Origin of the sequence: Spongorhabdus nitratireducens (assembly GCA_947387575.1) — a bacterium.
Taxonomy (GTDB): Bacteria; Pseudomonadota; Gammaproteobacteria; order Pseudomonadales; family Endozoicomonadaceae; genus CANDOC01.
This window is the reverse complement of sequence record CANDOC010000003.1, coordinates 22,041-34,434: the sequence shown is the minus strand read 5'-3', so window position 1 is coordinate 34,434 and position 12,394 is coordinate 22,041. Positions and strand designations below refer to the sequence as shown.

10 protein-coding genes are annotated in these 12,394 nt (G+C 52.8%); 9 read left to right on the top strand and 1 reads right to left on the bottom strand.

Features of this window, described 5'->3' with window-relative positions:
* Positions 1-188: 188 nt before the first annotated feature.
* From ndk to der, 8 genes are all read left to right on the top strand, one after another.
* Positions 189-620, top strand: a complete 432-nt coding sequence (ndk, locus tag ACYZZ0_RS06750; RefSeq protein ID WP_461535836.1) for a nucleoside-diphosphate kinase — start codon at positions 189-191, stop codon at positions 618-620.
* A gap of 80 nt (positions 621-700) precedes the next feature.
* Complete coding sequence (rlmN, locus tag ACYZZ0_RS06745; RefSeq protein WP_461535835.1) at positions 701-1,861, top strand: dual-specificity RNA methyltransferase RlmN; 1,161 nt, start codon at positions 701-703, stop codon at positions 1,859-1,861.
* Positions 1,862-2,015: 154 nt separating this feature from the next.
* Positions 2,016-2,795, top strand: coding sequence for a type IV pilus biogenesis/stability protein PilW (gene pilW, locus ACYZZ0_RS06740; protein ID WP_461535834.1), 780 nt, complete (start codon positions 2,016-2,018; stop codon positions 2,793-2,795).
* Positions 2,785-3,882: a RodZ domain-containing protein gene (locus ACYZZ0_RS06735; protein WP_461535833.1), complete on the top strand. Its 1,098-nt coding sequence runs from the start codon at positions 2,785-2,787 to the stop codon at positions 3,880-3,882. The genes pilW and ACYZZ0_RS06735 overlap by 11 nt, the downstream gene beginning before the upstream one ends.
* A gap of 199 nt (positions 3,883-4,081) precedes the next feature.
* A complete protein-coding gene (hisS, locus tag ACYZZ0_RS06730; protein ID WP_461535832.1) occupies positions 4,082-5,350 on the top strand; it encodes a histidine--tRNA ligase in 1,269 nt (422 codons plus the stop codon).
* Positions 5,351-5,508: 158 nt separating this feature from the next.
* The gene (locus ACYZZ0_RS06725; protein ID WP_461535831.1) at positions 5,509-6,279 is read left to right on the top strand and encodes a YfgM family protein; all 771 of its coding nucleotides are present in this window, start codon (positions 5,509-5,511) and stop codon (positions 6,277-6,279) included.
* Positions 6,254-7,438: an outer membrane protein assembly factor BamB gene (gene bamB, locus ACYZZ0_RS06720; RefSeq protein ID WP_461535830.1), complete on the top strand. Its 1,185-nt coding sequence runs from the start codon at positions 6,254-6,256 to the stop codon at positions 7,436-7,438. The genes ACYZZ0_RS06725 and bamB overlap by 26 nt, the downstream gene beginning before the upstream one ends.
* 204 nt (positions 7,439-7,642) lie before the next feature.
* Positions 7,643-9,088 carry a ribosome biogenesis GTPase Der gene (gene der / locus ACYZZ0_RS06715; RefSeq protein ID WP_461535829.1) on the top strand — a complete coding sequence of 482 codons (1,446 nt, stop codon included), beginning with the start codon at positions 7,643-7,645 and terminating at the stop codon, positions 9,086-9,088.
* A 55-nt stretch (positions 9,089-9,143) separates the two neighbouring features.
* On the opposite strand, the gene xseA is transcribed toward der, so the two are convergent.
* A complete protein-coding gene (gene xseA, locus ACYZZ0_RS06710) occupies positions 9,144-10,505 on the bottom strand; it encodes an exodeoxyribonuclease VII large subunit (RefSeq protein ID WP_461536175.1) in 1,362 nt (453 codons plus the stop codon).
* Positions 10,506-10,797: 292 nt separating this feature from the next.
* On the opposite strand from xseA, the gene guaB reads away from it, so the two are divergent.
* Complete coding sequence (guaB, locus tag ACYZZ0_RS06705) at positions 10,798-12,267, top strand: IMP dehydrogenase (protein ID WP_461535828.1); 1,470 nt, start codon at positions 10,798-10,800, stop codon at positions 12,265-12,267.
* Positions 12,268-12,394 lie beyond the last annotated feature (127 nt).

Below are 12,394 nucleotides of genomic sequence, written 5' to 3'. Positions count from 1 at the left end.
TTGGAGTTTGTACTGCAACCCGGTGCCGTAATCGTATAGAATCTGCGGTCAATTATTCGGTGCGTTCCTGAAGTATAAGGAGAAGTTGCTTTAGAGGGCGCTCTGTTACCTATAACAAGTAACGCGTAATAATGACCGGCAGCAGAGGATGGCGCAGCCGGCAAATAATGACAAACTGGAGAGTAATAATGGCTGTAGAACGTACTTTGTCCATCATCAAGCCGGATGCAGTTGGCAAGAACGTTGTTGGCGAAATCTACGCCCGTTTTGAAAAGGCAGGCCTGAACATTGTTGCAGCTAAAATGCTGCACCTGTCCCGTGAAAAGGCAGAAGGATTCTACGCAGAGCACAAAGAGCGTCCTTTCTTTGGTGCCCTGGTTGACTTCATGACTTCCGGTCCGGTTGTTGTATCCGTACTGGAAGGCGAAAACGCTGTTGCGCTGCACCGTGAACTGATGGGCGCAACCAACCCGCAGGAAGCTGCTGCTGGCACCATCCGTGCGGACTTTGCAAGCACTATTGACGAGAACGCTGTACACGGTTCTGATGCTCTGGCATCTGCCGAACGCGAAGTGGCTTATTTCTTCGAACCGACTGAAATCTGCCCGCGGACTCGCTAAGTCCTGAGTTAGTACCTGAGGACGGGCCGGCGGCGGTGAATAACTGCCCCGGCCCGTCTGTCATTCACTTGGAGTGATTGATGACCGACGCTGTTATAGCAACCGATAATGTTTCCAAAACCAATCTGCTGGGACTGACCCAGAAAGGTCTGGAAGAGTTTTTTGTATCCATCGGTGAAAAAAAGTTTCGTGCACAGCAGATCATGAAGTGGATTCATCACTTCGGGGTGAGTGATTTCGATGAAATGACCAATATCAGCAAGGTGCTGCGCGAAAAGCTCAAGCAGGTTGCTGAAGTGCGTGCGCCGGAAATTATTTCCAGCGACTTCTCTACTGACGGTACCCGTAAATGGGTGGTACGGGTAGAAAGTGGCAGCTCTGTGGAAATGGTATTTATTCCGGATGGCAAGCGCGGCACATTGTGTGTTTCTTCCCAGGCCGGTTGTGCCCTGGACTGCAGTTTCTGTTCTACCGGTAAACAAGGCTTTAACTCCGACCTGACAGTCGCCGAGATTATCGGTCAGGTATGGATCGCTGCCCGTTCCTTTGGCAGTATCCCTGCGACCAAAGAGCGTGCGATCACCAACGTCGTACTGATGGGTATGGGTGAGCCGCTGCTCAATTTTGACAATGTCATTGATTCCATGAATCTGATGATGGATGACTTTGGCTATGGCCTGTCCAAGCGCCGTGTCACCCTGAGTACCTCCGGTGTGGTTCCGGCGATGCGCAAGATGATCGGTCTGACTGACGTGTCTCTGGCAGTATCCCTGCACGCGCCGACAGACGAGCTGCGTGATATTCTGGTACCGATTAACCGTAAATATCCTATTCGCGAGCTGAAGCAGGCGATTGCGGATTATATGGGTAGCCTGAGTGACCGTGCCCGGGTAGTTACCATTGAATACACCCTGCTGGCCGGTGTTAACGATCAGCCCGAGCATGCGAAAGCACTGGTTAAGGTACTGAAAGATGTGCCTTGCAAGCTGAATCTGATACCGTTTAATCCATTCCCCCATTCCGGTTATGAGCGCCCGAGCAACAATGCGGTAAGACGCTTCCAGACTCTGATGCAGGAAGCCGGTTTGAATACCACTGTGCGTAAAACCCGGGGCGATGATATTGATGCCGCCTGTGGTCAGCTGGTGGGCCAGGTTGAAGATAAGACCCGCCGCAGTGCCCGTTATCAGGCCCTGCGTGAAAATCAGAATGAGGTAGTTCAGGTCGAGCAGGCGGGCTGATAAGCCTTTTGCTAAACAGGCCTGAACATAGAGTTACTGCGGGATATTAATCATCGATTTTTGATGCTCGCAGTAACTTTTGCTGTATATCCAAACAATAAAAATAGCCGGACATGTGTTATGTCTAAGGGATATCAGATTACAAGGGACTGAAATGAACAGCAGATTACTGCGCACCGCAGCAAGGGTAGTTGGCCTGATACTGGGTTTGGCTATGCTGGGGGGCTGTTTCAGTAGTAATAAAGAGCCCAATATTGACCGCCAAAAGGTCGCCACCAGTTACCTCAATCTCGCCCGGGGATACATTTCGGAAGGAATGCCCGAGCGCGCCATCAAGCCTCTGCAGCGTGTGTTGGAGGTCGATAAAAATTCAGCTGAAGCCAATGCTCTGCTTGCCACCGTATACCAACTTCAGGGAGAATCCGGGCTGGCAGAAACGTATTTTATTAAAGCGTTGAAACAGAAGCCCGAGGCATCAGACATTCACAATAACTATGGTGCTTTTCTGTTTGCCGAAGGCCGGCTGGATGAAGCCTGGCATCAGTTCGGTATAGCCAGCGCGGATGTGCACTATAGTGAGCGCAGCCGTGCCTACGCTAATCTGGGGCTGGTGATGCTGGCAAAAAGCCGGTTGTATGAGGCCGAACAACATTTTCGCAAGGCTCTGAGACTGAATCGTAATCTGGGCCAGGTACAACTTGAGCTGGCGTCTTTACTGTATCGACGTCAGGCCTATAGGGAAGCGCAGCAGCACTACACTCTGTTCCGGAGGGGAGCGCCACAAACGGCAGCCAGCCTGTGGTTGGGAATACGGCTGGCAAGAGTGTTGGGATTGAAGGATGATGAAGCAAGCTACGCGTTATTGCTGACTAAACGGTATCCGCAGTCAGCGGAAGCCAAAGAGTATTTGAAAGCGCAAAATTATGACAAATGAAACGACTGATGCTCCTGAACAAGAGGTCCTTCCCCTCGAACCAGGGCTGATGCTGAGGCAAAAACGGGAAAGCCGTAACCTCAGCCTCAGCGAAGTTGCAGAACGATTACATATTACAGTGCAGTACGTCGCTGCACTGGAAAATGATGCCTACGACGAACTGCCCGGCGACACCTTTGTTCGGGGCTACCTCCGCTCCTATGCACGTCTGCTGGGACTGAATCCGGATGAAGTCATTGATGCTGCCAATAATCTGCTGCCTGAACAGGCCGAAGATCAGGGGCGTCGCCTGGATATGTCCGGTGAACCGGTTATTGCAGCGCGTAAGCGACCGGGAATCGGTGCTTTACTGACGGGTACCATTGCACTGGCGCTGGCTGTTGGTGGTGTGGCCTGGTGGCAACAGCAGCAAAAAGCGGATGCGATCGTTGACAGTGCCCCGGCCGTATCAGCGCCGGCTGTAGTTGAAAAGGCTGTAGTTGAAGCGGCTCCAGCCGGAGATGCGACCGAAATTCCTTTGACAGAAGGCGATAATTCACTGGAATACAGTGCACCGGATGAAGATGGCGCACAGGATCCGGCAACGCTGGCAGAGCCTCTGGATATTGATGATGTATCCTTTGCTACGGTAGAGGATGAGGATACTGGGTTGACGCAGAATGAGCTGCAGTCAGAACCGGTATCAGAACAAGTTAAAGTCACTAAAATCAGTAGCGCAGCGCCTGATGCAAGCCAGCAGAAACAAAAGGCAAAACCGGTGGAAGCATCTGAGGTGCCCAAAGATGTAACCACTGTCACCAAAAAGTCAGCGGCGGTTATCAAGACGCCAGCCAGCGGTCGCCTGGCTATGGAATTCAGTGCTGATTGCTGGGTTAAAATTACTGACCTGAAAGGCAAAGTGCTTTACATGGATGTGCAGAAAGCGGGCAGCAAGCTGGATCTGAATGATCTGGGTGCGGTGAAGCTGATACTGGGTAATGTACACGGCGTTTCCGAACTGCGATTCAATGATAAACTGGTTGCACTTGACACATCCGATGGACGCGGTAATGTCGCCAGATTGACACTGGGTTTGAACCAGGGCTGATATTTTGACTGTTACGGCACCACCGGATGGTGCCGGACAGATGCTTTCTTTTATTTTCATATTTTCGAACCTGCAGGCTTCGCTGCCGGATGAGGTAATCAGAGGCGGGCCGGGTTTGCACATGCTGCTTCATGACAGAACAGTGGTCGTGTGACTCCGGAGCCGGTTTTCGGGCTTCAGGTTGTATCAAGGAGTTATTTTGGCCAAGCAGTTGAAAGCCATTCGTGGCATGAATGACCTTCTTCCGGAGCAGTCCCCGGTATGGCGCTACCTGGAAGACAAGATCAAGTCAGTGCTCGGCGCTTATGGCTACCGCGAAATCAGAATGCCTGTGGTTGAATCGACCGCCCTATTCCAGCGTGGAATCGGTACGGCCACCGATATCGTTGAAAAGGAAATGTACACTTTTGACGATCGCAACGGCGACAGCATGACTCTGCGTCCGGAAGCGACTGCTGGTTGTGTGCGTGCCGGTCTGGAACACGGACTGTTTCATAACCAGGTGCAGCGCCTGTGGACCATGGGGCCGATGTTCCGCTACGAGCGCCCCCAGAAAGGTCGTTACCGTCAGTTCCACCAGGTCAGTGTTGAAGCGTTCGGCATGAACGGTCCGGATATTGATGCCGAACTGATTCTGCTGACAGCCCGCCTGTGGCGCGAGCTGGGGCTGCTGGATCATGTCCGTCTTGAACTCAATACACTGGGTACTCTGGAATCGCGCAAGGCGCATCGTGAAGCGCTGGTGAATTATCTGCGCCAGTACGAGTCTGAGCTGGATGAGGACAGTCAGCGCCGTCTCGAAACCAACCCGCTGCGTATTCTGGACAGCAAAAATGCCCGTACCCAGGAAATTGTGGCTGATGCGCCGTCGCTGATGGACTATCTGGATGATGAGTCCCGTGAGCATTTTGAAACGCTGCAGGCTATGCTGGATCAGGCCGGAGTAAAGTACACTCTGAATCCTAATCTGGTGCGGGGACTGGATTACTACGGTCGTACCGTATTTGAATGGATTACCACCGAGCTGGGCGCCCAGGGAACTGTTTGTGGCGGTGGCCGCTATGATGCACTGATTGAGCTGCTGGGTGGTCGCCCGACACCGGCTATCGGCTTTGCCATGGGACTTGAGCGACTGGTGCTGATGCTGGAAACTCTGGATCTGGTGCCGGCTGATGTACATCAGTATGTAGATGCTTCAGTTGTTGCTGTTGGTGATGTGGGCGGGTACGCTCTGAGCCTCAGTGAGCAGCTGCGCAGCCGGATGCCGGAACTGAAGCTGCAGTTCAACTGTGGTGGTGGCAGCTTCAAGAGTCAGATGAAAAAGGCTGACCGCAGTGGTGCCCGCTATGCCCTGATTATCGGTGAAGACGAAATGCAGGCAGGCGAGGTAACGGTCAAACCACTGCGTCATGAAGCAGAACAGCAGCGTCTGGATCTTGACGGGCTGGTTGCGCTGCTGCAGGGTTGATAGGCCGAAATCAGCCGTAATGAAAATGCCGTCGAGAACATGTGTCAGGTTCTGTTAATTGAACCTGGGCTATCGGCGGCATTTTTATGATGAATATCATTACGAGGACGGTCAGGCGTGGATGCCACGACCGATAATTCTGGTCTGAGGAGAGCAGGGTGAGTACACATCACACCGATGAAGAACAACTGGCGTTGCTGAAGCGTTTTTGGGATGAATACGGCAAGTCACTGGTAGCCGGTGTTGTCATTGCGATGGTATCCGTTTTTGGTTACAAAGCCTGGAACAAGAGTCAGGTCGAGTCTGCCGAGCAGGCTGCGACGCTGTACCAGCAGGTTGTGGATATCATGGTTTACGAAAGTGAAGCGGCCTTGAGTGAAGAGCAGGAAGCCACACTGAATCATGTGGTTTCTACCCTGAAGCAGGAGTATGATGATACCCCCTACGCGGGCTATGCCATGCTGTTCAGTGCTCGCCATGCGGTTGAAACCGGTGACCTGGCTGCAGCGAAAGAACAGCTGCAGTGGGTGATTAACCAGAAAGAAGGTCGTGACCAGGAGATTGTGGCACGCATTCGTCTGTCTCGGGTCCTGCTGGCCACTGAAGGTGACAATGCGACAGCTGCACTGAAAGTGCTGGATGAGATTAAAAAGCCGGGTGGCTACAAGGCATCTGTCGATGCCGCCCGTGGTGATGTGCTGCTGGCTCTGGGACGTACTGACGAAGCTCGCACTGCTTATCAGGCTGCACTGGATGAGGCGCGTATTAATGGCGAACAGCGCCCGGTGGTACAAATGAAGCTGGATGACCTGGCACAGCCGGGTCAGAAAGATGTACAGGAAGATACTTCCGCAGCGGCGGAAAAAAGCTCGGATGAAGGGCAATCTGGCGGAGATAATGTGAATGACGAGTCTGCAGAAGCAAAATAACAAAAGCCGTTTTCAGCAGATGAAACTCGCCTTGCTGGCCTCTGTGGTATTGCTTGGGGGATGTAGTCTGTTTTCCGGTAGTGGCGGTGAAACACGGGAGCCGAACAAGCTGCCGGAAATTACCAACACTATCACGCTGGAAAAGGTCTGGAGCCAGAGCGTTGGTAATGGCGCTGACGGCAAGTATCTGAATCTGCGTCCGGCGCTCAGTGGTAATACACTGGTAGCGGCTGACGCGGAAGGTCTGGTCAAGGCGTTTGATCGTGATACCGGCAAGAGCCTGTGGGCAACCGAGCTGGAGATTCCGGCATCCGGTGCGGTATCCGCTAACCGTGGCCTGGTGCTGGTTGGCAGTCTGAATGGTGATGTTGCTGCACTGTCACTGGAAACCGGTAAGGAACTGTGGCGCAGTACTGTCTCCAGTGAAGTCCTGTCTGCTCCGGTAACTGACGGCAGTGTCGTGATTGTTCACTCCATAGATGAAAAGCTGACAGGCCTGAATGCCAGCAGCGGCGAGAAAATCTGGGAGCAGAGTGTCAGTCAGCCTGTACTGCGCCTGCGTGGTGCCAGCACACCGCTGATGACCGGTGGTCTGGTGATTGACGGTTTTGCCAATGGTGAAGTGCGGGCATATGACGCAGCCAAAGGTGTTCAGGCGTGGGATACTCGCATTGCCGCGCCCAAGGGTAACTCTGAACTGGAACGTCTGGTTGATATCGAAGGCCGTCCGCTGCTGATCAGTGATGTGCTCTACGTTGTTGGCTTCCAGGGTAATATTGCTGCCCTGGATCCGGCTACCGGCCGTGTTCGCTGGGCTCGTGAGTCTTCCAGTTACCAGTCTATGGCCGCCGGCTTCGGCAGCCTGTATGTTGCGATGGCCAATGGCTGGGTGTCTGCTGTTGATCAGCGTACCGGTGCAACCAACTGGCGTCAGGAAAAGCTTGAAGGCCGTCGCCTGAGTGGCCCGGTTACTCACAGTAGTTATGTTGCTGTGGGCGACTATGAAGGCTATGTTCACTTCATTTCTCAGGTGGATGGTCAGTTTGCCGGCCGGATTCAGGTTGATTCCGACGGCCTGCGCACCCAACTGCTGAGTGATGGCGAGCTGCTGTTTGCTTATGGCAACGGCGGTGATCTGGTTGCGCTGAAGATTCGCTGATAGTTATAGGTTAAATCCCTTTACTGAAGCGAAAAGAAGATTTTTAAGGTTGTACGCTGGGGCAGTTCTAGACTGCTCCGGCGTTTTGTTTTTCAGGATGTCTGTCCTTTTTCCGAGAGCAGTAATTGTGGCTGGGTATAATAATCCAGTCTCGAGTGCTCACCGGCAGTGGCAGGTATTAAGTTGTTCTAAGGTAACGATTCCATGGTACCGGTGATCGCTCTGGTAGGGCGTCCAAATGTTGGTAAATCCACTCTCTTCAATCGGTTAACCCGCTCGCGCGATGCGCTGGTAGCGGACTATGCCGGTCTGACCCGTGATCGCAAGTACGGCGAAGGACGAATGGGTGAACGTGACTTTGTTGTAATTGATACCGGCGGTATCAGTGGTGACGAAGAAGGTATTGATGCAGAAATGGCTTCCCAGTCGCTGGCAGCGATTGAAGAGGCTGATGTCGTGTTTTTCATGGTTGATGCCAGAGCGGGTCTGACCGCCGGTGACGAAATGATTGCCCACCACCTGCGTCGTCGTAACAAGCTGACCTGGCTGGTGGCCAACAAGATGGACACCACCAACCCGGATGTGGCTTTTAATGAATTCTACAGCATGGGTATTGGCGAGCCGGTAGGTATTGCAGCTGCTCATGGTAAAGGCGTACGCAATCTGTTGGATGACGCGCTGGATGCCTATGAGGAAACCCTGCCGCCAGAGCCTGAGCTGGATGAGGTCGAAGGTGAGGAAGATTTTGAGCAGCCGGACAGCATTCGTATCGGTGTGGTCGGTCGCCCGAATGTCGGCAAGTCCACACTGGTTAACCGGATGCTGGGTGAAGAGCGGGTTGTTGTTTATGACCAGGCTGGCACCACCCGGGACAGTGTTTATATCCCTTACGAGCGTCATGGCAGCCATTACACCCTGATTGATACTGCGGGTGTGCGTCGCCGTGGCAAGGTTAAGGAGACGGTTGAAAAGTTCTCCGTTATCAAAACCCTGAAAGCGGTTGAAGATGCTCATGTTGCCGTTGTAGTGATCGATGCCCGTGAAGGTCTGGTCGATCAGGATCTGCATATGCTGGGCTTTGTTCTGGAAGCAGGACGAGGTACCGTTATTGCGGTCAACAAGTGGGATGGCATGACAGCCGAGGACAAGGCTCAGGTCAAGGAACAGCTGGAGCGTAAGCTGCACTTTGTTGATTTTGTCCGGATCCACTTTATTTCCGCGATGCATGGCACCGGTGTGGGTAACCTGTATGAGGCCATTGAAGAAGCTTATGAGGCTGCTACCGGACGCTGGTCAACCAACTACCTGACCCGTGTGCTGCAGGATGCTGTGGGTGAACACCAGCCACCGATGGTGAATGGTCACCGGATCAAGCTGCGGTTCTGTCACATGGGTGGTATGAATCCGCCACTGCTGATTATTCACGGTAATCAGACAGACTCAGTACCGGCATCTTATCGTCGCTATCTGGAAAATACTTTCCGTCGTGTATTGAAACTGGTTGGTACTCCGGTACGGTTTGAATTCAAGTCGAGTGAGAACCCGTACGCAGGAAAGAAAAACAAACTGACAGACCGTCAGCTTCACAAGAAGCAGCGTCTGGTAAGACACGCCAAGAAAGCGGAAAAGAAGAAAAAGAACAAGCGCTAGGCTCTCTGAAACAAAACAGGCTGGTTTATACCAGCCTGTTTTGTTTCAGCTCTTTTTAGCTATCTGTAATCACATCTTCAACCCGGCAGCTCAGTTGTCCCTTGCCGAGTCGGGCGGTAATTATTTCGTCTTTGCTGACATCGCTTTGTTGTCTGACGACCTGACCATCTTCCTTTTGCAGAATTGAGTATCCGCGTCCTAACGTGGCCAGTGGGCTATAGGCGTTCATGCGGCCGACGTTTTCTGACAAACGGTGGCGATGCAGTTCGAGCAGCTGCTTGATGGCGGCATCAAGGCGGGCATGGAGATTAGTCAGCGGAATACGTTTGGCTTTCAGCTGATTCAGTGGAGAGTTCTGATGCAAGCGGCTTTGGATATTGCCCAGCTGACTTTTTTTGTTCAAAAGCTGGTGCTTGATGGCTTGCTGTAGCCGGACTTCAAGATCATCCAGTCGCTGACTTTGTTCCTGTAGCTTATATCCCGGATGGCGCAGCCGCTTGTGTAAATGTTGCAGCGCCTGTCGCTGATTACCCAGTAACCGGTTCATGGTCATCGCTAACTGCTGCCGCCAGGCTTCCAGAGTGTTGTGCCAGTCAGCTTGGTCGTGGCTGAGTACTTCTGCGGCTGCAGAGGGAGTAGGTGCCCTGTAATCGGCAACAAAATCAGAAATGCTGAAATCAATCTCGTGGCCCACAGCGCTAACAGTGGGGATTGGGCAGGCTGCGATAGTCCGGGCGACATATTCATCGTTAAATGGCCACAGATCTTCCAGTGAACCACCGCCCCGGCTGAGCACCAGTACATCAAGATCCGGCAATTGCTGAGCCAGTTGAATAGCCCGGACTATTTGAGGTGCTGCTTCATTACCCTGAACCAGCGTCGGAATAATGGTGACTCTGGTTGAAGGAAAGCGTCGCTCCAGAACCGTCAGGAAATCTCGAATAGCGGCTCCGGTGGGGGATGTTACGATGCCAATATGTTTTGGCATCTGGGGGAGCGGTTGTTTGCGCTCGGGAGCAAATAAACCCTCGGCAGCCAGCCTGGCCTTGAGCTGTTCAAAAGCCTGTTGCAGCGCCCCGGCACCTGCAGGCTCCATATTTTCGACAATCAGCTGATAATCGCCCCGACCTTCATAAAGGCTGACTCGGGCGCGAACCCGAACCTGCATGCCCTCTTTAACAGCAAAGCGCAGTGCCTGATTACGGTTGCGGAACATGGCTGAACGCACCTGGGCACCGGCATCCTTCAGGGTGAAGTACCAGTGTCCGGAGGCCGGACGCGCCAGGTTGGAAATCTCCCCCTCGACCCAGATTGAGGAGAATGTCACTTCCAGCAAGCGCCGCGCCTGACTGTTCAGCTCGGACACACTCAGTATGTTGCGTGGGGTACCGGTGTGTTCTTGCTTTGGTTTCAGCATGGCGTTTTCAGTAAGTCCGACGTTTTCAGTAGATCCTGCAATAAAGCTTCCGGCCACAGGCAGATATCAGGCACATTTGTCTGGCTATTTTTGTCTGACTATCGCTATAGGCGGGCAAACCCGAGAATTATCCCTGAAAAAAAATGAAAATGTAAGAATTGTTGGCGCAATTCGAGACCGATATAATTGTTGGAATTTACTCGATTTTCCCGCGGCGAGGCTGAACCCAGACAGTGTTGCCGAGGACTTTCCTTATACTATTCAAATGAAATGAATCGGTAGGCGAACGAATATGTTGCGTATAGCAGAAGAAGCTTTGACCTTCGATGATGTATTGCTGGTCCCGGGGTATTCTGAAGTCCTGCCAAAGGATGTTTCACTCAAGTCTCGTGTTACCAGAAACATTGAGCTGAATATCCCGCTGCTGTCATCAGCCATGGATACCGTCACCGAAGCCCGTCTTGCCATTGCGATGGCGCAAGAAGGCGGACTTGGTATTATCCACAAAAATATGACCGTAGATCAACAGGCAAATGAAGTAAAAAAGGTAAAAAAACACGAAAGCGGGGTAGTAAAAGACCCTATTACCATTGAGGCTGATGCCACTGTACGGGAATTGATGGAGCTGCGTCAGCAGCACAGCATCTCCGGTGTGCCGGTATTGCAGAATGGTGATCTGGTGGGGATTGTTACCAGTCGTGATGTGCGTTTTGTTGCTGATGTCACTAAAAAGGTCTCCGCTGTTATGACCCCGCGGGATCGCCTGGTCACTGTACCTGAGGGTACTTCTCAGAGTTCCGTACAGGCTCTACTGCAGCAGCACCGGATTGAGAAGGTGCTGGTAGTCGACAAGGCCGGCAAACTGGCCGGTATGATGACCGTCAAGGATATTCAGAAGGCCCAGGATTACCCCAACGCCTGCAAGGATGAGCATGGTCAGCTGCGAGTTGGTGCGGCAGTAGGCACCGGTGCCGAAACTCCGGAGCGTGTTGCTGCTCTGGTTGAAGCCGGTGTGGATGTTATTGTGGTTGATACCGCACACGGACACTCCAAAGGCGTTATCGAGCGTGTGGCCTGGGTTAAAAAGAATTACCCGCAGGTTGATGTTATCGGTGGCAATATTGCTACTGCTGCAGCGGCCAAGGCTCTGGCTGAAGCCGGTGCCGATGGTGTGAAAGTGGGTATTGGCCCTGGCTCCATCTGTACGACCCGGATTGTGACCGGTATCGGTGTGCCCCAGATCTCTGCCGTGGGTAATGTTGTTAAAGCACTGGAAGGTACCGGTATCCCGGTTGTTGCTGATGGCGGTATTCGCTATTCCGGTGATCTGGCCAAAGCCGTTGTGGCCGGTGCCAGCGTCATCATGATCGGCAGTATGCTGGCCGGTACCGATGAAGCGCCGGGTGAAATCATTCTGTATCAGGGCCGGAGCTATAAGTCATACCGTGGTATGGGCTCGCTGGGTGCGATGTCTCAGGCCAGTGGTTCCAGTGACCGTTACTTCCAGGATGCCAATGCCGGTGCTGAGAAACTGGTGCCGGAAGGTATCGAAGGCCGAGTACCCTACAAAGGGCCGCTGACTGCCATTGTGCACCAGCTGATGGGTGGTCTGCGGGCTTCCATGGGTTATACCGGTTCTCCGGATATCGACACCATGAGAACTTGTCCAGAGTTTGTCCGGGTGACTAATGCCGGGATGAAAGAGTCTCATGTGCATGATGTGACAATCACCAAGGAAGCGCCGAACTATCGCGCTCACTGAGTTGTCTCAGGGTTTTATCTCTTAATCCGGCCCGGTTATCGGTAGTGATAGCCGGGCTGATATTTATCTTCCATATAAAAGCCGGATGCTGCAGGTCATCAACCTGTAGTCAGAGGCCATAACTTGT

What these genes read in the sequence shown, in the direction of transcription:
- rlmN (WP_461535835.1), top strand. Translation starts at nt 701, where the DNA reads ATGACCGACGCTGTTATAGCAACCGATAATGTTTCCAAAACCAATCTG.
- bamB (WP_461535830.1), top strand. Translation starts at nt 6,254, where the DNA reads ATGACGAGTCTGCAGAAGCAAAATAACAAAAGCCGTTTTCAGCAGATG.
- xseA (WP_461536175.1), bottom strand. Translation starts at nt 10,505, where the DNA reads ATGCTGAAACCAAAGCAAGAACACACCGGTACCCCACGCAACATACTG.
- ACYZZ0_RS06735 (WP_461535833.1), top strand. Translation starts at nt 2,785, where the DNA reads ATGACAAATGAAACGACTGATGCTCCTGAACAAGAGGTCCTTCCCCTC.
- ndk (WP_461535836.1), top strand. Translation starts at nt 189, where the DNA reads ATGGCTGTAGAACGTACTTTGTCCATCATCAAGCCGGATGCAGTTGGC.
- der (WP_461535829.1), top strand. Translation starts at nt 7,643, where the DNA reads ATGGTACCGGTGATCGCTCTGGTAGGGCGTCCAAATGTTGGTAAATCC.
- guaB (WP_461535828.1), top strand. Translation starts at nt 10,798, where the DNA reads ATGTTGCGTATAGCAGAAGAAGCTTTGACCTTCGATGATGTATTGCTG.
- pilW (WP_461535834.1), top strand. Translation starts at nt 2,016, where the DNA reads ATGAACAGCAGATTACTGCGCACCGCAGCAAGGGTAGTTGGCCTGATA.